Origin of the sequence: Allofournierella massiliensis, from assembly GCF_964241245.1 — a bacterium.
GTDB lineage: Bacteria > Bacillota > Clostridia > Oscillospirales > Ruminococcaceae > Allofournierella > Allofournierella massiliensis.
This window is the reverse complement of record NZ_CAXSWZ010000015.1, coordinates 54,604-77,731: the sequence shown is the minus strand read 5'-3', so window position 1 is coordinate 77,731 and position 23,128 is coordinate 54,604. Positions and strand designations below refer to the sequence as shown.

Annotated in this window: 22 protein-coding genes and 2 tRNA genes; 1 reads left to right on the top strand and 23 read right to left on the bottom strand. The window is 59.2% G+C overall.

Annotated features, from left to right (window positions below; translation table 11 throughout):
* Positions 1-56 precede the first annotated feature (56 nt).
* The 9 genes from ACESYO_RS09585 to ACESYO_RS09545 all read right to left on the bottom strand — a co-directional run bounded on the left by ACESYO_RS09585 (position 57) and on the right by ACESYO_RS09545 (position 10,586).
* Entirely contained in the window at positions 57-1,169 is a 1,113-nt protein-coding gene (locus tag ACESYO_RS09585; protein ID WP_276870086.1) for a phosphotransferase enzyme family protein, read from the bottom strand.
* A gap of 5 nt (positions 1,170-1,174) precedes the next feature.
* Positions 1,175-2,098 carry a sugar phosphate nucleotidyltransferase gene (locus ACESYO_RS09580; RefSeq protein WP_058962812.1) on the bottom strand — a complete coding sequence of 308 codons (924 nt, stop codon included), beginning with the start codon at positions 2,096-2,098 and terminating at the stop codon, positions 1,175-1,177.
* Between the two features lie 46 nt (positions 2,099-2,144).
* Complete coding sequence (gene galE / locus ACESYO_RS09575) at positions 2,145-3,164, bottom strand: UDP-glucose 4-epimerase GalE (RefSeq protein WP_058962813.1); 1,020 nt, start codon at positions 3,162-3,164, stop codon at positions 2,145-2,147.
* Between the two features lie 41 nt (positions 3,165-3,205).
* Positions 3,206-4,657, bottom strand: a complete 1,452-nt coding sequence (locus ACESYO_RS09570) for an arylsulfatase (protein ID WP_373209866.1) — start codon at positions 4,655-4,657, stop codon at positions 3,206-3,208.
* A gap of 126 nt (positions 4,658-4,783) precedes the next feature.
* On the bottom strand, positions 4,784-6,952 hold the full coding sequence (gene gnpA, locus ACESYO_RS09565) for a 1,3-beta-galactosyl-N-acetylhexosamine phosphorylase (protein WP_058962814.1): 2,169 nt from the start codon (positions 6,950-6,952) through the stop codon (positions 4,784-4,786).
* Positions 6,953-7,037: 85 nt separating this feature from the next.
* Complete coding sequence (locus ACESYO_RS09560) at positions 7,038-7,241, bottom strand: DUF6903 family protein (RefSeq protein ID WP_058962815.1); 204 nt, start codon at positions 7,239-7,241, stop codon at positions 7,038-7,040.
* 13 nt (positions 7,242-7,254) lie between these two features.
* Positions 7,255-8,151, bottom strand: coding sequence for a carbohydrate ABC transporter permease (locus ACESYO_RS09555; RefSeq protein WP_058962816.1), 897 nt, complete (start codon positions 8,149-8,151; stop codon positions 7,255-7,257).
* Positions 8,152-8,172: 21 nt separating this feature from the next.
* The gene (locus ACESYO_RS09550; RefSeq protein WP_346672657.1) at positions 8,173-9,063 is read right to left on the bottom strand and encodes a carbohydrate ABC transporter permease; all 891 of its coding nucleotides are present in this window, start codon (positions 9,061-9,063) and stop codon (positions 8,173-8,175) included.
* 152 nt (positions 9,064-9,215) lie between these two features.
* A complete protein-coding gene (locus ACESYO_RS09545) occupies positions 9,216-10,586 on the bottom strand; it encodes a carbohydrate ABC transporter substrate-binding protein (RefSeq protein ID WP_373209862.1) in 1,371 nt (456 codons plus the stop codon).
* 543 nt (positions 10,587-11,129) lie between these two features.
* Between ACESYO_RS09545 and ACESYO_RS09540 the strand changes: the two genes are divergently transcribed.
* Positions 11,130-12,017, top strand: a complete 888-nt coding sequence (locus tag ACESYO_RS09540; RefSeq protein ID WP_283128724.1) for an AraC family transcriptional regulator — start codon at positions 11,130-11,132, stop codon at positions 12,015-12,017.
* Between the two features lie 48 nt (positions 12,018-12,065).
* Here ACESYO_RS09540 and ACESYO_RS09535 read toward each other — a convergent pair.
* From ACESYO_RS09535 to ACESYO_RS09470, 14 genes are all read right to left on the bottom strand, one after another.
* Positions 12,066-12,142: transfer RNA gene (locus ACESYO_RS09535), tRNA-Ile, on the bottom strand.
* An 85-nt stretch (positions 12,143-12,227) separates the two neighbouring features.
* On the bottom strand, positions 12,228-12,842 hold the full coding sequence (locus ACESYO_RS09530; protein ID WP_283128725.1) for a hypothetical protein: 615 nt from the start codon (positions 12,840-12,842) through the stop codon (positions 12,228-12,230).
* A gap of 39 nt (positions 12,843-12,881) precedes the next feature.
* Positions 12,882-13,763 (bottom strand): ROK family protein, encoded by an 882-nt coding sequence (locus ACESYO_RS09525; RefSeq protein WP_373209861.1) that lies wholly within the window; start codon positions 13,761-13,763, stop codon positions 12,882-12,884.
* 166 nt (positions 13,764-13,929) lie between these two features.
* Positions 13,930-14,121 (bottom strand): four helix bundle protein, encoded by a 192-nt coding sequence (locus tag ACESYO_RS09520; protein ID WP_373209860.1) that lies wholly within the window; start codon positions 14,119-14,121, stop codon positions 13,930-13,932.
* The gene (locus tag ACESYO_RS09515) at positions 14,105-14,278 is read right to left on the bottom strand and encodes a four helix bundle protein (RefSeq protein ID WP_373209865.1); all 174 of its coding nucleotides are present in this window, start codon (positions 14,276-14,278) and stop codon (positions 14,105-14,107) included. Before ACESYO_RS09515 ends, ACESYO_RS09520 begins: the two co-directional genes overlap by 17 nt.
* Before the next feature lie 393 nt (positions 14,279-14,671).
* Positions 14,672-14,747 (bottom strand) — tRNA-Thr (locus tag ACESYO_RS09510).
* Between the two features lie 119 nt (positions 14,748-14,866).
* A complete protein-coding gene (gene rsmA, locus ACESYO_RS09505; protein WP_373209859.1) occupies positions 14,867-15,727 on the bottom strand; it encodes a 16S rRNA (adenine(1518)-N(6)/adenine(1519)-N(6))-dimethyltransferase RsmA in 861 nt (286 codons plus the stop codon).
* Positions 15,728-15,841: 114 nt separating this feature from the next.
* Positions 15,842-17,197: a S41 family peptidase gene (locus ACESYO_RS09500; protein WP_373209858.1), complete on the bottom strand. Its 1,356-nt coding sequence runs from the start codon at positions 17,195-17,197 to the stop codon at positions 15,842-15,844.
* Between the two features lie 171 nt (positions 17,198-17,368).
* Entirely contained in the window at positions 17,369-18,523 is a 1,155-nt protein-coding gene (locus ACESYO_RS09495) for a murein hydrolase activator EnvC family protein (RefSeq protein WP_276870702.1), read from the bottom strand.
* A gap of 52 nt (positions 18,524-18,575) precedes the next feature.
* Complete coding sequence (gene ftsX / locus ACESYO_RS09490) at positions 18,576-19,484, bottom strand: permease-like cell division protein FtsX (protein ID WP_283128729.1); 909 nt, start codon at positions 19,482-19,484, stop codon at positions 18,576-18,578.
* Positions 19,481-20,185 (bottom strand): cell division ATP-binding protein FtsE, encoded by a 705-nt coding sequence (ftsE, locus tag ACESYO_RS09485; protein WP_058962826.1) that lies wholly within the window; start codon positions 20,183-20,185, stop codon positions 19,481-19,483. The genes ftsX and ftsE overlap by 4 nt, the downstream gene beginning before the upstream one ends.
* 204 nt (positions 20,186-20,389) lie before the next feature.
* Positions 20,390-21,472 (bottom strand): PucR family transcriptional regulator, encoded by a 1,083-nt coding sequence (locus tag ACESYO_RS09480; protein ID WP_058962827.1) that lies wholly within the window; start codon positions 21,470-21,472, stop codon positions 20,390-20,392.
* A 258-nt stretch (positions 21,473-21,730) separates the two neighbouring features.
* A complete protein-coding gene (locus ACESYO_RS09475; protein ID WP_058962828.1) occupies positions 21,731-22,447 on the bottom strand; it encodes a pseudouridine synthase in 717 nt (238 codons plus the stop codon).
* A 1-nt stretch (position 22,448) separates the two neighbouring features.
* Complete coding sequence (locus ACESYO_RS09470) at positions 22,449-22,940, bottom strand: pyridoxamine 5'-phosphate oxidase family protein (protein ID WP_058962829.1); 492 nt, start codon at positions 22,938-22,940, stop codon at positions 22,449-22,451.
* Positions 22,941-23,128: the final 188 nt, after the last annotated feature.

Here is a 23,128-nt window from a genome sequence, read left to right as displayed (position 1 = left end):
GCGCAGCGCAAAAAAGCGGCAGCCGGAAAACCGGCTGCCGCCTGTGTGCCTGAAAATCAGTATTTGGCCACAATGGCGCTCATCTTGTCCCAGTTGGCCTCCATGTCGCTCACCAGCTTGAACTGGGTGCGGCAGCGGTCCAGATTCTGGCCTTCCCGGTGTACCCGGAAGTAGTGGTCACCCTCCAGATAGTCGGTGAGGAAGCGGATGCCGCATTCCAGCGTCATCAGCTTGGCGCCCCAGGGCAGGTTCTCCTTTTCGGCGGCGGTCAGCGCATCGCCGGCAGCCTCCAGAAAGCCCTTGGTGTAGATCTCGAACAGATCCAGATCAAAGTTCACCTTGCTCAGGTCCTTCTCGTCCTCGGCGCAGTGGTTGGCGCCGAAGCGGATGGAATCGCCGAAGTCGTTCAGTGCAAGGCCGGGCATCACGGTATCCAGGTCGATGACACAGATGCCGGTGCCGGTTTTCTTGTCCATCAGGATGTTGTTCAGCTTGGTGTCGTTGTGGGTCACGCGCAGGGGCAGCTTGCCTGCCTCCAGCTGATCCATCAGCACGGCGCAGTCCTTCTCCCGGGCCAGCACAAAGTCGATCTCCGGCTGCACGTCCCTGGCGCGGCCGCACGCATCCGCCTCCAGCGCCTTTTTGAAGTTGGCAAACCGGTTGCGGGTGTCGTGGAACTTGGCAATGGTCTCATGCAGGGTGGCGGCATCGTAACCGGCCAGCAGACGCTGGAAGTTGCCGAAGGCAACCGCGCTCTGGTAGAACTGCTCCGGATCCTCCACCGCCTGCAGGCAGACGGTGCCCTCCACGAAGGGATACACACGCCAGCAGCCGCCCTGGCTGTCCCGGTAATAGTTCTTGCCCTCTTTGGTGCGCTGCACGGTCATGGTCTCACGGGCGGTATCGCCGCCGTTTTTCTCGATGATGCCGCGCAGATAATCGGTCACGCCCACGATGTTTTCCATCAGGCCGTCCGGATCGGTGAAGGTGTTGGTGTTGATGCGCTGCAAAATAAAGCGCACGCAGTCGCCCGCCTCGTCCTGGGTGTATACACAGAAGGTATCGTTGATGTGGCCCTTGCCGTAACGCACGGCGCCCACGATCTGACCGCCGAAATCAAAGCCGGTCAGGGCCTCAGACAGGGTTTCTTCCGCTTTGCACAGTGCCATGATGCTTACTCCTTCCACAGATCATCGGGATACAGGCCGGCGGCGGTCTTGTCGGCAATGGCCTTTACCACCACGGGCTTATCCTCTTTGTAAGTAACGCCGTACCACTTGTCGGTGCTGCGCAGCACCTGAACGGTGGCCTTGCCCTCCTCGATCAGCTGGCTGACCACGCTGGGCAGGAAGTACTCGCCCTTCAGCGGGTTCTCCACCAGAGCCTTGTCCAGGAAGGCGGCGAAGCGGGTCTTGGCTTCGGCCACGAAGTTCTCGGAGAAGCCCCACAGGTTCATGGAAACCACGCTGTCCGCGTCCACGTCGGTCCAGGTTTTGCCGTCGTCCTCGGTGAAGTGGATGCCGTTCTCGTAGGTCTCGATCTTAGTGCGCTCGGTCACGCTGGCCAGGGTGCCGTCGGCGTTTTCCACGCAGATGCCGCGGGCCACGCTGCCGTTCTCGGTCACGGTGTTCTTCAGCAGATAGCCCACCATGGCGAAGCGGTACTTGTCGTCGTCCTGATGGGTGGACAGATAGTTGTAAATCTCCTTGAAGGCTTCGGGGCCGTAGTAGTCGTCGGCGTTGATCACGGCGAAGGGTGCGTCGATCACGTCACGGGCGGCCAGAATGGCATGGCTGGTGCCCCAGGGCTTGGTGCGGCCTTCCGGCACGGAGTAGCCCTCCGGCAGATCGTTCAGATCCTGATAGGCGTAGCGCACGTCCATGATTTTGGACAGCCGGTTGCCGATGGCTTCCTTGAAGGCGTCCTCGATTTCGTGCTTGATGATGAACACGATGGTCTCAAAGCCCGCGCGGCGTGCGTCGTAGGCGGAATAGTCGATGATGATCTGGCCGTGGTTGCCCACCGGATCAATCTGCTTCAGGCCGCCGTACCGGCTTCCCATACCTGCTGCCATCACCACAAGAATCGGTTTTTTCATGATGCTCTCTCCCTATCTCTCAATGCAATCTTAACGGGCAGGCCGTTCAACCCTTGTACCCGTTGGGGTTCATGCTCTGCCACTTGTAGCTGGAGGCGCACATCTCCTCGATGCCGTACTGGGCCTCCCAGCCCAGCTCCTCCCGTGCCTTGGTGGGGTCGGCGTAGCACTCGGCGATGTCGCCGGGGCGGCGGGGATCGATCACATAGGGCAGCTCCTTGCCGCAGGCCTTGGAGTAAGCCTTGATCACATCCAGCACGCTGTAACCGTGGCCGGTGCCCAGGTTGCAGATGAACAGGCCGCAGTTGGTGGACAGCTTTTTCAGCGCCGCCACATGGCCCCGGGCCAGATCCACCACATGGATGTAGTCACGCACGCCGGTGCCGTCCGGGGTGTTGTAGTCGTTGCCGAATACATGCACCTTTTCCAGCTTGCCCACGGCCACCTTGGCGATGTAGGGCACCAGATTGTTGGGAATGCCGTTGGGGTCCTCGCCGATCAGACCGCTCTCGTGCGCGCCGATGGGGTTGAAGTAGCGCAGCAGGGCCACATTCATGGTGGGGTCGGCCTTGCACAGATCCTTCAGAATCTGCTCGTTCATCACCTTGGTGGCGCCGTAGGGATTGGTGGCCGCGCCCACGGGGAAATCCTCCCGGATGGGCACGCTGGCCGGGTCGCCGTAAACGGTGGCGGAGGAGGAGAACACGAAGTTCTTCACCCCGTGGCGGCGCATGCTGTTCAGCACGTTCAGGCAGCTGACCAGATTGTTGGTGTAGTATTCCAGCGGCTTGGAAACGCTCTCGCCCACTGCTTTATAAGCAGCGAAGTGAATCACCGCGTCAATCTCCGGATGCGCATCGAACAGCTCGTCCACCCTGGCCGCATCGCACAGGTCGATGTTCACAAAGGGTACCTTTTTGCCGCTGATCTGCTCCACCCGGTTCAAAGCCTCCTGGCAGGAGTTGTAGAAGTTGTCGGCCACCAGAATCTCGTGGCCGGCTGCCATCAGTTCAATGCAGGTGTGGCTGCCGATGTAGCCGGCGCCGCCGCTTACCAAAATAGGCATAATGATTTATCCTTTCTTATTCAACCGTTTTCCGGCATCATTCAGCAGTTGGGCAGCTCCACGTTGGACAAACAGTTCACCGGGGTGCGGCCGGGAATCAGGCGGGTACCGTCGGAATAGCCTTCCTCCGAATCCTTCAGCTCCTGAATCAGCAGATTGCGCAGGTAGGCAATCCGCTCCTGCTTGTCCGGGTCATGGATGGCGTTGTGGGTCTCGTCCGGGTCGTTCACCAGATCGAAATACTGTTCCTCGTTCCGCTCGTTCAGCCAGATGAACTTGTCGGTCTTTGTCACAATAAACTGGCTGGACCAGCGGTTGAAGCCGAAGGTGTGCTCCCCGTGGATGTATTCCCGGTCCAGCGGATGCAGCATGCTGCGCCCGTCCAGATGGGCGGGGATCGGTGCGCCCGCCAGCTCCAGCAGGGTGGGCATCACGTCCCGCAGCTCCACCAGCGAATCGTCGGTGCGGCCCCGGGGGCCGATGTACCGCTCCGGCCCGCTGATAAACATGGGAATGTGGGCGCTGCCGTTGTAGGGCAGCGATTTGCGGCACCACCCGTGGTCGGACAGCATCTCCCCATGGTCGGAGGTGAACAGGATCACGGTGTTGTCCATCAGCTTGTGCTCGATCAGCGCCTGAATGATGCGGCCGATCTGGTGGTCCAGATGGGTGATGCAGGCGTAGTAGCCGATCTGCTGCTGGCGGATCAGCTCCGGGTCTTTTGGCCCGGTGCAGGAATTGAACACCATACCCCGCTTTTCCAGCATGGCGGTGTCGTTCCAGTCACCCTTCACCGGCGGCCGCAGATCCTTGTCCTTATACAGGTCGAAGTAATACTGGGGCGCGTCGTAGGGGGCGTGGGGCCGCACAAAGCTGGCCATCAGAAAGAAGGGCTGTCGGGGATCCCGGCGGCGCAGAAAGTCGATGCTCCGGCTGGCCACCCAGTTGGTGGGGTGGTATTTTTCCGCATAGGGCCAGGGGCGGGCGGTCCAGCCGTTGCAGTCCATGCCGGTGTCGGTCACGTCCGCATCCGCGCCCAGCTCGCTTTTCAGCCAGTGGAAGTAATCGTCCGCAATCAGCTGGTTTTCGCCGTATTCCACATTGGGGTAACGATATTCATGCAGGTAGCCGTCGTGCAGCTCCACGTTGTGGAAGCCCAGATAGTTGCGCAGGGGATGCACATGCATCTTGCCCACGCACTGGGTGTAGTAGCCGGCCCTGCTCAGTTCTCCGGCCATGGTGCAGCCGTAGTTCCAGTCCACCCGATCCTGATAGCCCACCTTTCCGGTGTGGCGCTGGCTCAGGCCCGTGTGCAGAATGGCCCGGGCGGGCACGCAGGTGGGGCAGGCGGACCAGGCATTGGGAAAATAGACGCCGTCGGCGGCAAGGGAGTCCAGATACGGGGTTTTCACATCCGGGTGCCCGGCATAGCCCAGGCAGTCTCCCCGCTGCTCATCGGTCATGATCAAAAGAATATTGGGGCGGTCCGTCACAGCGTTCACAACCTTTCCGAAAACAGACGACAGGGCGTTTTTCCCCCGCCGCGACAATGAAAGAGGCGGCCGCCGCCGGGCATTCCCGAGGGCGGCCGCCTTGATGCAAAACCGGATCAGGGCCGATCAGATCTCATACCACTTGATCTCGTTGGCGTCCATATCCAGCTCGAAGCTGGTGCCGTCGCCCTTGTAAACGGTGGTATGCTGGGGCTCGTAGGTGTTGTTCACCACGCAGTATTTGCCGTTCTTCACATAGGCATGTACTTCCACGTTGAAGTTGGAGGAGAACCAGCGATGCAGGTTGTCCTCGTCGTGGGCGCTCCACAGGATGGAACGGTACAGCATGCGGCTGTTCTCGAAGGTGTAGGGCAGGCCGCTGATGTAAACGGTGCGGCCGGCGCCGAACTCGTTCACTGCCATCTGCACTTCCTTGTCCTTCTGAACCAGGATCTGGGCGCCCTCCAGCGCGTAGATGTTCTTCTTGCCCTCGCCGAAGTCCACTTCCCTGGTGGCGTCGGCCAGGATGAAGTGATCCCGATGCTCATCCCAGTTGTACTTGTCGTAGTTCAGGGTGAAGCCGGTCTCCTTCTCCACGCCCATCACGGTGGCCAGCTGCAGGTAGTGGCCCTGATACTGGTGGCCGGCGGGCTCGCCCACGCCGATGAAGCCGCCGCCGTTGTAGATGAAGGCCTTGATGGCAGAAGCGATCTCCGGGTCCTCCCACACGGCGCCGCCGGTGTGGGCGGTGTCGCCGTCGCCCACGTTGATCAGCACGTCAATGGAATCCAGCAGCTTCGGGTCGGCCTTGATGTCGTCGAAGCTGATGAACTTCACGTCGAAGGGAGCGCCGCTCAGCGCCTCGATCACGCCGGCGTAGCTGTAGTTCTGCTTCTGGTACAGCGCATGGTGCACCATGTGGCAGCCCCAGCTGCGGGCCTTGCCCCAGCTGTTCAGCACAGCCACGGTCTTGACGCAGTAGGCGGTGGTGCCCTTGGCGTTCTCGTACAGCTCACGGAACTCGTTGCAGACGCTCTCGATGTAATCCACGAACTCGGGGAAGTCCAGCGCCAGCTTCAGGTAGCCGCCGTAGCCGATCCGGTCCACGGGCTTGCGCAGGATGGCGCGGCGGGCGGTCACCCAGTTCTCCTTGGCTTCCTTCACCGGGTCGCCGCCCTCGTGGAAGGTATCCGGGAAGAAGTAGGGCAGGAATCGGCCCTCGGTGTACTTCACGCCGGGAATATCGGAAATCAGACGCAGGGTGGAGCCGTTGCCCACGCTGCCCACCACGGCGTCCAGGCCGATGGTCTTGAACTCGTCCATGAAGGGCTCGGTGCCGATGAAGTGGTCGCCCAGGAACATCATGGCTTCCTTGCCCAGCTCGTGGGTGATGTCCACCATCTCCTTGGCCAGCTTGGCAACCTCGCGGCGCTGGAAGGCCTGGAAGTCCTTGAACTCCTTGCTGGGCACCCGGTACTGGTTGTTGTAGTAGCCCTGATCGATGATGAACTCGGGGCGGAACTTGTAGCCCACTTCCTCCTCAAACTGCTTCAGGATGTAGGGGGAAACGCTGGCGGAATAGCCGTACCAGTCCACATACTTCTCACGCTTCAGCTCGTCGAACAGCAGGGTGAACTGATGGAAGAAGGTGGTGTAGCGGATCACGTTCACATAGGGATGCTCGGCAATGAACTTGCGCAGGCGCTCCATGGTGAACTTGTGGGTCTTGGGCTGGCGCACGTCGAAGGTGATCTGGTGCTCAAAGTTCTGCCAGTTGTTGGTCACCGCATTGTACATGTGCACGGGGTCCCAGATCAGGTAGGCCAGAAAGCTCACGGTGTAGTCGTGGAAGGCGGTGCAGCCGGTGATCTCCACGCAGCCGGTGGCCTCGTTGTAGCTCCACTGCTCCACGGGAACCACCTCACCGGTGGTGCGGTCGATCACTTCCCACCAGCGCTTGATGTCGTCGCGGGTGTTTACTTCCATCAGCTCCTGGGAAACGCCCTTCATCAGAGGAATCGACAGAGTGTCGCCGGTGGCGGTGTAGAAGCCGGTCATGATGTAGCACTGCTGCACCTCGTCCGGGTTGGCCTTGGCCCAGGCGTTGTCCTTCCGGGTGGTGTAGTAGGTGGAGTAGATCTTCGCGCCCACCTTGGTCAGCTCTTCGGGAAATTCGGTGCCGTCGCAGTCGCGGATGGCGTCTGCGCCCCAGCGCTTCAGAATATCAATGGTTTCCGGCACAATGTCCAGATTGGTGGGAATGGTTACCCGGCCGGTCAGTTTTTTCTCGCTCATGTTGTTCCTCTTTTCCTGGTTTTGACCAAAATACGGCGTTCTGCCCGCTCTTTTCGGCGCGGGCAGAACGCCGCGTTTGTGCGTTTTATTTTGTGTAGGGTTTGTTATACAGATACAGCAGCACAAGGATGCCGGCCAGACCCACCAGCTGGATGCCCAGACCGATCGTTCCCTGCCGGGTGTCGGCCATGAAGCCCATGGAGTGGCCCGCAATGACCAGCGCCAGGCACACCAGTGCAGCAATGCCGGCCAGGATCAGTTTCACGGTCTTTTTGGTGTATTCATTCATCGTGTTTCCCTCCTTAGCCCTTCAGGCCGCCCAGAGTCATGCCCTGAGTGAGCTTTTTCTGTACACACATATACAGGATCAGCGTGGGGATCATGACCAGAACCAGACCGGCGTACATCTGGCCGTACTCGGCCTTGGCGTTCTGGGCCTTCATCAGGTTCAGCAGGCCAACCGGCAGGGTGCGGGCGCCGTTGGGATCGGTGAGCATGGTCATGGAGATGATGTACTCGTTCCAGTAAGCCAGGAACTCGAACAGGATTACGGTGATGATGCTGGGCTTGGCCATGGGCAGGATGATGCGCACCATGGTGGTGAAGTAGCCCGCGCCGTCCACATAGGCGGCTTCCTCGTAGTCCTTGGGCAGAGTGGCCAGGTAGCTGCTCAGCAGGTAGATGGTGAAGGGCAGCGTGGTGGAGGCCAGAACCACCGATACCACGAAGGGATTGTTCAAGAAGAAGGATTTGCCAAACAGAGAGTTCAGCACCCGGTCACCGGCCACGAACATCAGGAAGATGGGAACAACGATGTAGTTCACGTTGATGAACAGGCCGGCCATGAAGCCGCCGCGGATGACCTTGCGGCCGATGAAGTTGTAGCGGCTGAGCACATAGGCCGCGGGCAGAGCCACCAGCAGCAGGATCGCCAGCGACATGGCGGTGATCATGACCGAGGTCATGAAGTACTCGCCCATGCGGGCCTTGGTCCAGGCATCCACAAAGTTTTGCAGGTAGAGGCCCTGAGGCAGGGTGAAGGGGTTGCCGTAGAACTCGCTGTTCTGCTTTACGGATGCCATAAACACCCACGCCACAGGCACAATGATCGTGACTGCAAGCACGATCAGCACGATATAGATCACGGCTTTGATCAGCGCATCGCTTCTCTGGCCGCTTGTTTTCTTGTTTGCATTCATTCGCACACGCTTCCTTTCCGATCAGAATTCCAGCGCTTCGCGTTCGGTCACCTTGTTCACGATGGCGGCCAGTGCGAAGGAGAAGGTGAACACCACAACACCGATGGCCATGCCGTAGCCGTAGGTGGAGTTGGTGTAGGCCTGCTTGTACATGTAGCTCAGGAACACCTCGGTGGCGCCGTCCGGGCCGCCGTTGGTCATGGCCTTTACAAACAGGAAGCTCATGTTGATGTTGGAAATGATGAAGAAGGTCAGAGTGGTGCGGATGTTGGTCCAGATCAGAGGCAGGGTGATGCTGAAGAACTGCTTGGTCCGGGAAGCGCCCTCCAGGTTCGCGCTCTCGTACAGGCTTTCGGAGATGGAGGACATGCTGGCCATGTACATGACCATGTAGTAACCGATGGCCTGCCATACCATGGCGATGGCCAGGCTGTAGATAACGATCTTCTGGTCACCCATCCAGTAGATGGGCTCCGCGTCGCCCCGGAAGATGTTCAGGATGCTGTTCAGCAGGCCGTTGTTGGCGTCGTAGATGGCGCTGAAGATGGCGCTGATAACAACCACAGACAGAATGTTGGGGATGTAGAAGATCACGCGGAAGAAGTTCTGACCCTTGAGGTTCTCACGGGTCAGGATGGCGGCAAACAGCAGTGCGAACACGATGGTCACCGCTGTGACCATCACGATCAGCAGGATGCTGTTGCGGCAGGAACGGAGGAAGTTTTCATCCTTGAACAGGGTGACAAAGTTTTCCAGACCCACAAATTCCTGATTGGGGGAATAGCCGCCCCAGCGGAACAGGGACATGCGGAACACGTTGAATGTGGGGATTGCCAGGAAAATGAACGCCAATATTGTGGCCGGCGCCACGCATGCCACAATAAACCGGCTGCGCGCTTTATTTTTTTGCATTGTGCCAACTCCTCTCACCTAAAAGGCGGTGAACAAAAGGCTGATTCCTTCTGTTCACCGCCCGGTTTACCAGATTACCTGCGCGGCAGGCGCCTTACGGCGCATCCAGTTTGCCATGCGCATTTGAACATTGTGGCCAGCGCCGACAACGTTTACTCCATGGCTGCGGCCATGGTCTTGCAGGTATCCTGCATATCGGTATGCCACTGCTCAGCAGTCTTGTTGCCGTTCACAACGCTGTCCATGGTGAAGCAGAAGACCTGCTTGAAGTCCATGCCTTCCACGGGCTTGGTGGTGGCGAAGGTGCCGATGGCAGCCTTGGCGCCGTTGTCGTATACGCTGTAGTAGACCTTGTTGTCGTCGCTCAGCTTGTCGGTCATGCCAACGATGGGCTGAACCGCACCGGACTCGGCGAAGATGGCAGCAGCCTCATCGCTGTACAGGTAGCTGATGAATACCTTGGCCAGCTCCTGATTCTGAGAACCGGCGGGAACCCAGCACTGCTCGAAGAAGGTGTAGCTGTAGCGGTCGCCGCCCTGCTCCATTGCAGGCAGAGCCATGAAGCCCCACTCGAAGCCGTCCGCACGGGGAGCGTCGGCCATCTCGCCGATGACCCAGTTGCCGTTGGGCATGAACAGCGCCTTGTTGTCCAGGATCAGCTGCTGGTTCTTGGTGAAGTTGTCGGAGTTGCCGTTGGAGGGAGTGGACTTCTCGGTGTTCGCAGCCAGCTTGCCCAGCACGTCGAACATCTGGCCCATCTCTTCGCTGGCCCAGGTAGCCTCGTCGTAACGCAGAGCGTTGTTGAAGAAGTCCTGACCGCCCACCTCAGGGATCATGGCGTAGATGAACGCATCCAGGTAGCCGGCGGTGGGGTAAGAAAACAGGGGGATGTCGGTCTGGTCGGCCAGAGCGAAGAACTCATCCCAGGTGGTGGGCAGGGTCAGCTCGCCGCCGCCCTCGGTGAAGTTTGCCTTGTTGTAGAACAGACCGCAGGGGCTGTAGAACATGGGCATCATGTAAACGCGGTCGTCGTTGTAGGGGTTGGTGGTCAGGTTGCCGGTGAAGCCGGGGATGATCTTCTCGCCCACGGTCACGTCCTCACCCAGAACCTTCATGTCCAGAACGTCGCTCAGGTCGGTCAGAGCGTTCTCTTTCAGCATGGTCTCGGGCAGAGCCTTCTCACGGCCGGTGGCCAGATGAACCACGTCGTAGAAGTTGCCGGCCTTCATCTGGGGATCGATCACGTCCTCCAGGTTCTTGTCGGTGGTCAGCTCTACGGTAGCGCCGGTCTTGGCTTCGAAGCCATCCACAACCTTCTGCCACATCTCGGAGCCGTAAGCGGTCTCAATAGCGGCGACCTTCAGGGTCTGGCCGGCGTAATCGCCCTCTGCGGAAGCGGTGGAGCCGGACGCGCCGGAAGCGGCGGTGCTGGTAGAGCCGGTGCTGGTGGTGCCACCGCCGCAAGCGGTGAACACGGATGCAGCCATCATGACTGCCAGCAGCATGCTAAGTGCCTTTTTCATAGTGTACCTCCTGTTTCGTGTATCCATAACGCAGGGACGGAAGGAATGCTGTTGCACTTCCTTCGGTTTTCGCGCTTCCCTGCATTTCCTGATTCCAGTATACCGTTTCCAACCAGGAATACAAGAGTTTTCTTGCTCTAACTTTTATACTGCTTGTTTTTGTGTTCATTTTCCCCAGTATGTGCTCCTTTTGGGAGTAATTTTTGTATTTAATATCAACAAAAAACCCAAACAATTTCTGGCTATATTGCCATTGTCAAAAAATTCGTAGAACAGCTCACTATTTTTTGTTTTTATCGTCAATTCAAAACGACCAATTTTTCATCATACTCTCATATTTTTTCACTTTATCAACCAAAATTGTTCATGCAAATTTGCATTTTAAAAAAATGGCGTTATAATAAAGCCAAACAATCGATTATATTTTGCTCAATATTTTATAAATTCTCCGGAATTTTCGGTCTTTTGCCTTGTGCAGCCGCCGAACGGATGCAAATCGTCCGGATATGCGGCCGTAAAAATATCCGGCAGGGAGGTTTTTGCATGAGCACCAAACGATATGATCTGGATCTGAGCGTTTCCCAGCGTTCACCGGGCTCCTTTTCCGCCCTTCTGGGAAACGCCAGCCTGCTGTATGTGACCGACGCCCAGTTCAACACAGACTGGCACAGCACCCTGCACAGCCATCCCAACATGGAGCTGTTTTACTGCGTGCGGGGCATCGGTGAGTTCCGCATGAAGGACCGGGTGCTGCCCGTGGGCAGCGACGACATGATCATCATCAACCCCAACGTGGAACACACGGAATCCAGCATTCCCAGCAATCCGCTGGAATACATCGCTCTGGGCATCAGCGGGGTGGACCTGGTGTTCGACACCAAGGGCCAGCAGTTTTCGGTGCTGAACTACCGGGAATCCCGTTCAGAGATTGCGGCACTGCTGCGGATGCTGATCTCGGAGGCCTCCACCCAGCCGCCGGGCTGGGAGAATGTCTGCCAGCATCTTCTGGTGGTGCTGCTCTCGCTTTTGCTGCGGCACACCCATTTTACCCTGAACAGCGAGCAGGGGCTGCACACCAACAAGGAATGCGCCGCCGCCCGCCGCTACATCGACGAACATTTTGCCGAGCCCATCGACCTGAATCAGCTGGCAAACCTCACCCACGTGAACAAGTATTATCTGGCCCATTCCTTCAAGAAGGAATATGGCATCTCCCCCATCAACTATCTGATTGAGCGGCGGATCCGGGAAAGCAAATATCTGCTGGAGCACACCGACCACAACCTCTCTGAAATTGCTCATTTTCTGGGGTTTTCCTCCTCCAGCTATTTTTCCCAGAGCTTCCGCCGGTTCACCGGCCAAAGCCCCACCGATTATCGGAAAACCAGCCGATGCACCGATGAGGATCTCTCCGCCGAGCCCGACAACTGAGCAAAACAAAAGCGCCTTCGCCGAACATCGGCAAAGGCGCTTTTTGTCTGGTGGGCCATCCAGGACTTGAACCCGGGACCAATCGGTTATGAGCCGACAGCTCTGACCAGCTGAGCTAATGGCCCTTACGGGCGGCGAACCGCTCGAATGTTTTTATTATACCAGAACCAGAGCCCGGTTGCAAAGCATTTTTTGCGGCAGAGGCCACCGTCAGATTCTGCCATACATCTTGCACACCAGCCGCAGGCTCAGGTCCCCAAAGTGGCCGGCGTTGCGGCGCACCACATCCACGGTGCTCAAGGGCCGGAAATATTCGCCCTGCCGCTGCACTGCGGCGCGGGTGTATTCCAGATAACTGCCCTCGTAGATGGCATACGGTTCCAGCCGGTGCAGCAGCGACTGCACCTGAATGACGCGCAGGCCAAGGCAGCGGCTCACAAACTCCACGCAGGTGAAGGCCCCGGGCAGGGCCAGATGGAACCCCACCACACTGGCCATGGCCCCGTATGTATTGTAGATGGTGCGGCCCGGCTGGGCCCGGCAGACCATGAGCATGTTGCGGGCGGCGTCGAACTGGCGCCGGGTCACCGGCACCCGGCAAACCCGCACCCGGATGTCGCCCTCGTCGCACAGGCGGCCCGCATCCTCGGCCACAAAGCCGCCCGCCAGCGCATTGTGCTTGTTGCGGCGGGCGAAGGAATAGCAGACCGCCAGATCCGGCCGCAGGCTGATGGAAACATGGTTATAGCTGCTCCCGGTCACCGCCCGGATCATCCGGCCCATTCCGGTGTTGGTGTGGGAAAACATCACATACAAATCCGGCAAATTCCTTCGCCTCCTTTTTTGAATTTACGAAAAAGCCTGTCATTCCAGACCGGCGCACCGGCCTGCCAGATACCCCGCGCCCATCAGGCCCGCCTGGTTGCCCAGCTGCGCAGGAATCAGCCGGCAGCCCCGGAAACTGGGCTTTAAAAGCGGCTGCAGCTGCCGGGCCAGCTGGCTCTGGATGTAGTCCTGCTTCATCACGCCGCCGCCCAGCACCACAGCTTCCGGGTCAAAGGCGTGGATGAGCGACACAAGGCCATAGCTGATCTCGCGGATCCAGCCGTCCACTTCGGCCCGCACGCTGTCATCCTCCAGCCGTGCGAAGATGGCCCGGCCGTCGGTCAGTTCCGGAAAGCGGGCGCTTACCCGTTTTACCAGCGCAGTGGTACTGGCGTAGCGCTCATAGCTGCCCGTGCCCTGGCAGGCCGGGTCCACCGCCTCCGGATGGGTGATCAGGCCGCCAAATTCCCCGGCGCTGCCCAGGCTGCCCCGGTACAGCTGCCCGCCCGCAAAGGCCGCGCCGCCGATGCCGGTACCAAAGGTGAGCATCACAAAATCCCGTTTCCCCTTTGCCGCACCGAAGGCGTATTCGCCCATGGCAGCGGCGTTCACATCGTTTTCCACCGCCACCGGCAGGCCCAGCTGCTGCTCCAGCAGAGTTTTCGGGTTCATACCGGTGTAACCGGGAATGTTGCAGGCAAACCGGATGCGACCGGTCTGCGGCTCCACCTCGCCGGCAGTGGAAATGCCCACACACTGCACACCGGGCATCCCGTGCACCAGCTCCGCCACATTCCGGAGCATCTGCTCCGCGCCGGCAGCCGCATTGGTGGGCGTTTCCTGCAAAGAGGAAAGCCGCCCGTCCTCCAGCACCGCCGTTTTAATATAAGTACCGCCAATGTCCACACACGCTGTTCTCATGGAAAAGCCTCCATTTTTCCCTTTGCTTTTGTGCGAAAGAGTCATTTGAGGGTTATTATACCAGACTCCGACGGAATTTGGAAGAGAAGCCGGTCTGATATAAAAAATGTGCCGCAAGCAAACACAGCTTGCGGCGAGCTGAAACATCGCAACACAACAGATACTTTTACACTGGCTTCTTCGCTGTATTGATGGAAGCAATCAGCAATCGTTTGACCTCTGTGCATTGCTTTAAAATAGCAGAATCTTCATAATAACCGTTCTCAATCAACAGTTCCAGCCAGCATTCACTTTCCGAACATTCTTTCAGGGCAATCTGCAATTTTACAATAAAATCAGCCTTACCGTGGGCATACATGGCTTCCCGGATATTCGCCCCCCACGCTGGTATCAGATCGAATCAGCTGATTGGCGAGAACGCCCTCCCGTTTTTCACGCTCGATTTCATTACATACCCGGATAATTTCCAAAGCGAAGGCTTTGGATTTATCCTGCAACGGACTGGGCACAATCATCACCCCAACCATTAAAATCCGTGCCGCGCATGCGGCACACCTTACTTATTCACTATTCCCTTCCAAAAATCGACTCTGTCGGTTTAGTGAAGAGTGAATAAGGAAAAATCGACAAGCTCCTTGGCGGAACTTGCTTCCGGGGCCCCCGCGAAAGTTTGCAGCGCAAAATTTCGTGGGGAAGAGGAGGAATGACGCAGCGGTATGAGAAAAGCCCGGTCTTTCGACCGGGCTTTTTGAATGGAGCGCAGTCCATCGGGCAGGCCACGCCCTGCTGGGGCCCCCATGAAAATTTGCGGAGCAAATTTTCATGGGGAAGTGAGGAGCGACGCAGGGATGAAGAAAGCCCCGGTCCTTCGACCGGGGCTTTTGCACGGACCGGAGTCCGCGACGAACTGGAGCTGGTGGACGGATTCGAACCCCCGACCTGCTGATTACAAATCAGCTGCACTACCAGCTGTGCTACACCAGCATATTCAACAAGAGACATTATACCAAAAAAATCGTCCGGGTGCAAGACGGTTTTTGTCGCCGGGCTCCTTCCCTTTTGCCGGGGCCCGGCGACATGGTTCCGTTTTGCAAACCGGCGGCTTATTTTGCCGCGTCCAGCGCCTTCTGCAAGGCGCAGAAATCTTCCAGCGTGAGCTGCTCGGGGCGGGCGGTGGGGCTCAGGCCCGCCGCCTCCAGCGCCGCGGCCACCTGGGCCTTGGGCAGGCCCAGACCGCTGCTGATGGAGTTGGCCGCGGTCTTGCGCCGCTGGCCAAAGGCTGCCCGCACCAGCTTGAAAAAGCCTTCCTCGTTTTCCACCTGCACCGCGGGCTGCTCGCGCACCTGCAGCTGAATCACCGCGCTGGTCACCTTCGGCGGCGGATAGAAGCTGCCGGGCTGTACCGTGAACAGCAGCCGGGGCTTTGCATAGTAATCCACCGCATAGCTGATGGCGCCCGCCTGACGGGTACCGGGCGTGGCAGTAATGCGGTCTGCCGCCTCCTTCTGCACCATAACCGTGATGTGCTGAATGGGCAGTTTCTCCTCCAGCAGCCGCATCAGGATGGGGCTGGTGATGTAGTAGGGCAGGTTGGCGCACACCGCCACCGGCATTCCGGCGAATTTCTCCCGGATCAGACCTGCCAGATCCACCTTCAGCACATCCTGCAGAAGGATTTCCACGTTATCGAACTCGGCCAGCGTCTCCGCCAGCAGGGGCGGCAGGCGCTGATCCACCTCGATGGCCACCACCTTGTTCGCCCGCAGGGCCAGCTCCTTGGTGAGCACGCCCACACCGGGGCCAACCTCAATCACGCCCCAGCTCTTGTCGATGCCCGCGGCCTCCACGATCTTGGGGCAGATGCCCGGGTTCACAATGAAGTTCTGCCCAAATCCCTTGGACAGTGCGAAGTCATACCGGGCGCAAAGGTCCCGAATGGTGGAAATATCCGTTAAATTGGGCATAGGGTCCCGCCTTTCTGTTTCTCTCGCGCCCGCCCGGAGCTTTTCCCGGGCAGACAGCAGCGCCCCGCCGCCCATCTGCATGGGCCGCCGGAGCGCCGCTGGATCATTTTGAAATTATTCGCCGTCGGTGCCGTCGGTCTGGGCAGTGCTTTCCGCCACAGTGCTGGCATCCGTGCTCTCGCCGGTAGTCTCGCCGCCCTCATCGGTGCTCTGGCTGGCGGAAGCGTCGCCGCTGGCGGCGCTGGTGGCATCGGTACCGGTGGAAGCGGTTCCGCCGGTCATGGTCTGGGCAACACCCTCGGCCTTCTGAACCTGGGTATCCTCCTCCACGCCCACCAGCGTGGTGTCGCTGCCGTCGGCCTTGGCGGCCACCTCAACGTCCACGGTCAGGCCGGTGCCGTCGAAGCTGGTCTTATCCGAGGTGAGCATCTTGGCGGTGGTGATAACCACGGCGCTGCCGTCGCTCATGCGGTAGGGGTCCGCCTGAATGGTGCCCTTGCCCGCGGTGGTGCTGCCCACCAGCTGGGCGCCGGAAAGCTGGCGCAGGCTGGCGGCAAACAGCTCCGCGGTGCTGGCGGTGCCGCTGTTCACCAGCACCACCATGGGCAGATCCACATAGTTTTCATCGCTGGAGCCCAGCAGGGTCTGCTCGCCGTTCTTGTCCTCCGCGAACACGATGTCCGCCTCGGGCACCAGCTGGTCGATGCAGTTCACCGCCACGTCCATCTGGCCGCCGGCATTGTCGCGCAGGTCGAAGATCAGCGCCTTTGCGCCCTGATTCTGCAGATCCTCCACTGCCTTGCTGAAGGTACCCTGCGTGGTACCGTCAAACCGGTAGATGCGGATATAACCGTAGCTTTCGCCCAGCATCTGGTATTCCACACTGGGGATGGTATAGCGGCTGCGGTTGATGGTGTGGTCGGCGGTGGTGCCGTCCGGCGCCATGTAGGTCACGGTCACCTCGGTGCCCGCCTCGCCCTGCAGCTGGGCGGTCACGTTGGCGGCGGTCAGGCCCTTCACCTCGGCCCCGTTGATGGCGGTGATGAAGCCGCCCACCTGCAGGCCCAGCTCAGAGGCGGGGCTGGAATCGTAAACCTTGGTGATGCGGGCATGGCCCGAGGAATCCTTCACCACGTCCACGCCGATGCCCATGATATTGCCGTTCTGCACCTCCACCAGCTCGGCGTACTGCTTCGCGGTGTAGTAGCTGGCGTTCTTGTCGCCAATGCCCAGAACGTAGCCATAGGCCATCATATCGTTCAGGGTGGCATCCTGAATATCGCCGTAGTAGCTGGCGCGCACATATTTGTCCAGCTCAGCGATCTTGCTGTACATGCTCTCCTTTTCCTTAACGGAAGGGATGGTGGCGTCGAACATCTGGCGCGCCAGAATCATGGTGATGGAAAAGGTCACCGTCATGGCGATGATGGCGATGGTCAGCGCCATGCTGATGGAAATCTTCTTGTTCATGGTCTTGCTTGTTCCTCCGTGGCGTTCCAGCCGGTCAGATCAGGTAGGCGATCTGGATCGCCATGGAGCTGAAGATGGTGAGCACCATGAGCACGGCAAGCACCAGGCTCACGGTACGAACGAGTTTTTTATTGTCCTTCATGGGGCTCCTTTCGTTGTTGGGGGCGAACATCAGAACGCCACATAATTGCGGGGGTTCTGCTTCACGCCGTTGATGCGCACCTCAAAGTGCAGGTGGTTGCCGGTGGAGTTGCCGGTAGATCCCACATAGCCGATCACATCGCCCTGCTTCACCGACTGGCCCACACCCACGGCAATGCTGCTCATGTGGGCATACAGGGTGGTCACGCCGTCGCCGTTGTCCACCATGACCACGTTGCCGTAGCTCCAGTGGCCGGTGGTGGAAGAGATCTTGCCGTCATGGGCAGCCTTGATGGGGGTGCCGTAGGGGGCGGCAATGTCCATGCCGCTGTGACCGGTCTGGATCACACCGTTGATGTTCTGGGTGGCGCCGAACTCGGTGGTCACCCGGCCGGCGACGTCCAGCGGCCAGCGGAAGCCCTCGGCGCACACGCCGCTGCCGGTGGAAGCCTGGCTGGCAACCCAGGCTTCGTACTGCTTCTCGGCCTCGTCCGCCCGCTTCTGCTTCTCGGCTACCACGGTCTCCTGGGCCTGGGCCGCGGCCTGCTTTTCGCTGATGGTCCTGTTCTGCGCCTGAATGTTGGCGGCCAGCTGGTTTTCCTTTTTATCCAGCGCGGCTTTCGCGTCCTCCAGCTCGGCCTTGGCCGCCTCCAGCTCGGCTTCCTCCGCCTCCAGCTTGGCTTTCTCGTCGTTCATTTCCTGCAGGATCTCGGTATCCTTTTCGCTGATGCGCTGCAGGTTGTCGGAATAGGTGAGCAGATCGTACAGGCTCTGGGCGCTGGCCAGCACCGCCACGGCGCCGGTATCCTGCATCACCTGCATGGCCTGCATGCGCTCCTTGAAATCCTCCCAGCGCTCGTCGATCACAGCCTGCTGGTCCGCAATGGCCTGCTGCTGGATGGCGATTTCGCTGTTCTTCTGGTTGATCTGATCGATGGTATCGTTGATCTGGCTGACAATGATGGTCTGCTGATTCTGCAGGCTCTTCTTCTGCTGTTCAGCCTTGTCCTTCTCGTTTTTGATCTGCTGAAGGATCTTCTCTTCCTTTTTCAGATCCGCCTCCGCCTGCTCCCAGTCGGATTTATAGTCGGCGCTTGCCGCCGCGCCGCCGCACATGGCAGCCATGCAAAGGGCCAGCGCGCCGCACAGCGCCCGCCGCCAGGGTGCCCGAAGTTGCTTGCTCATTTGAATCGCTCCTTTTGCTGGCGCCCGCGGCCGGCCGGCCGCGGATCGCGGTTTATACGTGCAGATACTTGCGGATGGAGGTGGCGGTGCCCACGCTGCCGATCAGGCTGCCGAAGGCCAGGAAGGCGACCAGCACCTTCCACCAGACCTGATCCATGCCCAGCAGCACGCTGTTCAGAATGCTGCCCCAGAAGGCGGGGAAATCCACGCTGTAAATGATCAGCAGCTGATAGCCGCCCAGCACGATGGCCGAGGAGATCAGACCGGCGATCAGGCCCACGGCGATGCCCTCCACAAAGAAGGGCAGACGGATGAAGCCGTTGGTGGCGCCCACATACTTCATGATGTTGATCTCCTTGCGGCGGGCGAACACGGTCAGCCGGATGGTGTTGCTGATGACCACGATGCTCACGAAGCCCAGCACCACCACAAGGCCCACACTGATCACGGTGACCGCCTTGTGGATGTTCACCACCAGGTCGGAAAGGCCGGTGGGCACGTTCACGTCCACCACGCCGGAGATGCTCTCCAGCTGGGGCACTATCTCATCCATCTGGCCCACGTCCTGCAAAATTACCTTGTAGTTTGCCAGGAAGGGGTTTTCCTCGCCCTCGAACACATCGAACAGGTCGGCCTTGTCGCCCATGGAATCCCGCATCAGATCCAGCGCCTCATCCTTGGACACATAGGTCACTTCCTTGAGGCCGCTGATGGAGCGCAGGGCGCTGTCCACCGAGGCGAGGCCCGCCTCGTCCAGGTTTTCGTCCAGATAGACGACCACCTCGTTCTGGCTGCGCAGATACAGCATCAGGCTGTTCATGTTGGCGGTGAACAGACCGGCCACGCCGGTGATGATCAGGCAGACGGTGAGCACGCCCACGCTGGCAAAGCTCATCAGCCGGTTGTTGATCATGTTGTGAAGGCCCTGACGGGCAAGGTATTTAAAGCTGGACCACTTCACAGGATCACCTCCCCTGCTTCGTCGGTGGCATCCTGCCGGTTCTGGGAGTCACCGATCACGTTGCCGTGGTCGATGGTGATCACCCGCTTGCTGAAGTGGCGGGCCAGCTCATGCTCGTGGGTAACCACCACCACGGTGATGCCCACGCTGTTGATGGCGCTGAGCAGCTCCATCATCTCGATGCTCAGCTCCGGGTCAATGTTTCCGGTGGGCTCGTCGGCGATGATCAGCTGGGGGCTGTGCACCAGAGCGCGGGCCAGCGCCACGCGCTGCTGCTCGCCGCCGGAAAGCTCGTCCGGGTATTTGTCCATTTTTTCCGAAAGGCCCACCAGGCTGAACACATAGGGCACCCGGCTGGCGATCTTCTTTTCGGGAATGTTGGTCACCCGCATGGCGAAGGCCACGTTTTCATAGGCGGTCATGCTGGGAATGAGGCGGAAGTCCTGGAACACCACGCCCATGTTGCGGCGCAGGTAGGGCACCTCACGCTCCTTCATGCGGGTCAGGTCCTTGCCGTTCACAAACACCCGGCCGCTGGTGGCCTTTTCCTCCCGCAGAATCAGCTTCAGGAAGGTGGATTTGCCCGCGCCGGAATGGCCCAGAACGAACACGAACTCGCCTTTTTGGATGTGAAGGCTCACATTTTTCAGTGCGGTGTTGCCCCCGGGGTACACCTTGGAAACGCGGTCAAATACAATCATTTCTTCTCCCCTTGCGCTGCCCTGCCTGCGAGCTGCGCGGCCGCTGAGCGGCCATTTTTTCCTTTTGTTGGTTGCTGTTTCGCTGTTACAAAAAAACAGGGCCGGCGCAAAGCGCCGCGGTGCAACAATTGGCACCGCGGTGCGGCATAGCGGCCGGCCCATGCAGACTTCGCCGCCCGGCACAGGCTCCGGGCCTGCGCGTGATCAGTATTTTGCCGGGTTGGCGCTCAGATATTTCTTTACCATCAGCGCCACCTTGAACACGATGGCGTCGTCGAATTCCCGCAGATCCAGGCCGGTGAGCTTTTTGATCTTCTCCAAGCGGTACACCAGCGTGTTGCGGTGCACGAACAGGCCGCGGCTGGTCTCGGAAACATTCAGGTTGTTTTCAAAGAAGCGCTGGATGGTGAACAGAGTCTCGTTGTCCAGGCTCTCGATGCTGCCCTGCTTGAACACCTCGCGCAGGAACATCTCGCACAGGGTGGTGGGCAGCTGATAGATCAGGCGGGCAATGCCCAGATTGTCGTAGCTGATGATGGACTGCTCGGTATCGAACACCTTGCCCACCTCCATGGCCACCTGCGCTTCCTTGAAGCTGGCGGCCAGGTCCTTCACGTTGGCGATGGGGGTACCGATGCCCACGGTGGCCTTGATGTAATGCTCGCCGGACAGAGTGTCCACGATGCTGGAGGCCAGCTTTTCCAGATCCTTCTGGTCGATGCCCCGCTTGATCTCCTTCACCAGCACGGTGTCGGTTTCGCTGATGTTGAACACGAAGTCCTTCTGCTTGTCCGGGAACAGGCTGCTCACCACATCATAAGCGGAGATGTCGGTGCCGCTGGTCACCCGGATCAGGAACACCACGCGGGACACGTCGGTGGCGAAGTGCAGCTCGCGGGCCTTGGCGTAGATGTCGCCGGGCAGGATATTGTCCAGCACCACGTTCTTGATGAAGTTGGCCTTGTCGAACTTCTCGTCGTGATACTGCTTGATGCTCTGCAGGCTGATGGCCAGCAGGCTGGCAAACTGGGCCGCGGTCTCATCGGTGCCTTCCACATACACAGCATAATCGTTGTGCTTGTTGGAGCTGAACTGATGGTAGCTGCAGCCATCCTTCACGAAGCAGTCACCGGTCAGGCGCTCGGCCACAAAGCCGTCGCGCACCTCACCGATCATGTTCAGATCGGAACAGGAAATCACGGTGCCGGTCTCATCCACCACACCGACCACCCGATTGATGGCGTCCTTCATCTGGTAGACAACACCCTGAAACACTCTGTTTGCCATAATACGCTCCCCTTTTATTTTACGGTAATGTTTTCCACAATAAGCTTTGTGATATTTGAACAATTGCACAGGCTCTCTGTGTATATTTTACACAAGGGAATATACTTTTGCAACATATTTCAACGATTTTTTCTGCCATTTATTGTGTAATTTTGAACACCGACCAAAATTCCGGGGGTCAGGCACCCTTTTAGCCTACGACAAAATTGTGTAAGTTCTTTGAAAGAACTGCAAAAAAACGGCCTTGCAAAGCCATTTTCAGGCATTTTGTCCGCCCGGGGCAAGCCGGGCCAGCTCTTCTTCGGTGATGGGCCGCCACTGGCCCGGGGCAAGCGCCGGATCCAGCGCAAGGCCCCCGATGGCCTGCCGGTGCAGCTCGTTGACCCCTGCATCCAGCACGCCGAACATCCGTTTGATCTGGTGGTAGACCCCCTGATGCAGCACCACGGTGGCCGCAAGAGGATTTTCCGGATCCGGAATCAGATCCGCCGGCTTCATCGCCTGGCCGTCTGCCAGCGTCACGCCCTGCGCAAAGGCCGTGACCATGGCCGGGGTGACCGGGGTGTCCAGCTCCACCCGGTAGGTCTTGGGCACATGGCGGCGGGGCGAAAGAATCGCGTGGGCGAAGGCCCCGTCGTCGGTGAGCAGCACAAAGCCGGTGCTGGTTTTGTCCAGCCGGCCCGCCGGGAACAGCTCCCGCCGGGGATAGGCTCCCTCCAGCAGATCCACCACGGTGCGGTCGCGCCTGTCGGTGCTGGCGCTCACCACGCCCTTGGGCTTATTCAGCATAATGTACACAAACTGCTGGCAGGTGAGGGCTTTGCCCTCGGCGACCACCGTCTCGGAGCCGGAAAGGGCAGTATCGGCCTTTTTGCACACCTGCCCGTCCACCGTAACCCGCCCTTTGGTGATCAGGGTGCGGGCCGCGCTGCGGGGCAGCTGCAGGCTCTGGGCAACAAACTTGTCCAGCCGCATATCACTCTTCCTCGTTCAGCAGGCGGCCCTTGTTGGCCTTGCCCCGCAGCTGCTGGATGTCCAGCGCGAACATGACCACCGCCGGCATGCCCTTCATGGTGCGCTCGTAGGCGGGGGTGTCCACATGGTCGGCGGAATATTTTTCACAGATGGCCCGCATGGCCGCCATCCGCTCGCTCTCCCCGGTGAGGATGCGCACCGTTCCCTGGGCGATGGCGCTGGCGTAGATCACCTCAAACCGCTCGGGTACGTTGTGGGCGTAGAGCACCGCCGTGAAGCTGGCCCGGCCGTCCCGGGTGATGTTCTCCAGCTTCTGGCCCCGTTTGGCCGAATGGAAATACAGCGTATCCCCCTCCAGCGCAAAGGCCATGGGCGCGGCATAGGGCCAGCCGTCCTCGTTGATGGTGGCCAGCGTGCCGAAGCTCGCCTTGCGCAGCACCTCTTTTGCATCCTCTTCGCTTAATTTTCGATCGACCCGGCACAGATCCCGCATCGTTTTTCCCGCCTTTCTCTTTCGTTCGGCCCCCGCAGGGGGCACAGTGTCTGTATCGTATTATAGCACATTCCGACAAAAAGAGGGGCAGTCCGCCCTTCTTTCAAATAATTTCAATTTATTTCCACGAAACATTTGTTTTTCTGTGCATATTGTTCTATAATAGGTTCATAGTTTGCCGACAACCG

Excerpts from the sequence above, each read along its gene's own strand:
- rsmA (WP_373209859.1), bottom strand. The coding sequence starts at position 15,727 with ATGCCCAATTTAACGGATATTTCCACCATTCGGGACCTTTGCGCCCGG.
- ACESYO_RS09480 (WP_058962827.1), bottom strand. The coding sequence starts at position 21,472 with ATGGCAAACAGAGTGTTTCAGGGTGTTGTCTACCAGATGAAGGACGCC.
- ACESYO_RS09540 (WP_283128724.1), top strand. The coding sequence starts at position 11,130 with ATGAGCACCAAACGATATGATCTGGATCTGAGCGTTTCCCAGCGTTCA.
- ACESYO_RS09525 (WP_373209861.1), bottom strand. The coding sequence starts at position 13,763 with ATGAGAACAGCGTGTGTGGACATTGGCGGTACTTATATTAAAACGGCG.
- ACESYO_RS09520 (WP_373209860.1), bottom strand. The coding sequence starts at position 14,121 with ATGTATGCCCACGGTAAGGCTGATTTTATTGTAAAATTGCAGATTGCC.
- ACESYO_RS09555 (WP_058962816.1), bottom strand. The coding sequence starts at position 8,151 with ATGAATGCAAACAAGAAAACAAGCGGCCAGAGAAGCGATGCGCTGATC.
- ACESYO_RS09585 (WP_276870086.1), bottom strand. The coding sequence starts at position 1,169 with ATGGCACTGTGCAAAGCGGAAGAAACCCTGTCTGAGGCCCTGACCGGC.
- galE (WP_058962813.1), bottom strand. The coding sequence starts at position 3,164 with ATGCCTATTTTGGTAAGCGGCGGCGCCGGCTACATCGGCAGCCACACC.
- ACESYO_RS09560 (WP_058962815.1), bottom strand. The coding sequence starts at position 7,241 with ATGAATGAATACACCAAAAAGACCGTGAAACTGATCCTGGCCGGCATT.
- ACESYO_RS09470 (WP_058962829.1), bottom strand. The coding sequence starts at position 22,940 with ATGCGGGATCTGTGCCGGGTCGATCGAAAATTAAGCGAAGAGGATGCA.
- ACESYO_RS09475 (WP_058962828.1), bottom strand. The coding sequence starts at position 22,447 with ATGCGGCTGGACAAGTTTGTTGCCCAGAGCCTGCAGCTGCCCCGCAGC.
- ACESYO_RS09550 (WP_346672657.1), bottom strand. The coding sequence starts at position 9,063 with ATGCAAAAAAATAAAGCGCGCAGCCGGTTTATTGTGGCATGCGTGGCG.
- ACESYO_RS09495 (WP_276870702.1), bottom strand. The coding sequence starts at position 18,523 with ATGAGCAAGCAACTTCGGGCACCCTGGCGGCGGGCGCTGTGCGGCGCG.
- gnpA (WP_058962814.1), bottom strand. The coding sequence starts at position 6,952 with ATGAGCGAGAAAAAACTGACCGGCCGGGTAACCATTCCCACCAATCTG.
- ACESYO_RS09515 (WP_373209865.1), bottom strand. The coding sequence starts at position 14,278 with ATGATTGTGCCCAGTCCGTTGCAGGATAAATCCAAAGCCTTCGCTTTG.
- ACESYO_RS09545 (WP_373209862.1), bottom strand. The coding sequence starts at position 10,586 with ATGAAAAAGGCACTTAGCATGCTGCTGGCAGTCATGATGGCTGCATCC.
- ACESYO_RS09500 (WP_373209858.1), bottom strand. The coding sequence starts at position 17,197 with ATGAACAAGAAGATTTCCATCAGCATGGCGCTGACCATCGCCATCATC.
- ftsE (WP_058962826.1), bottom strand. The coding sequence starts at position 20,185 with ATGATTGTATTTGACCGCGTTTCCAAGGTGTACCCCGGGGGCAACACC.
- ACESYO_RS09580 (WP_058962812.1), bottom strand. The coding sequence starts at position 2,098 with ATGAAAAAACCGATTCTTGTGGTGATGGCAGCAGGTATGGGAAGCCGG.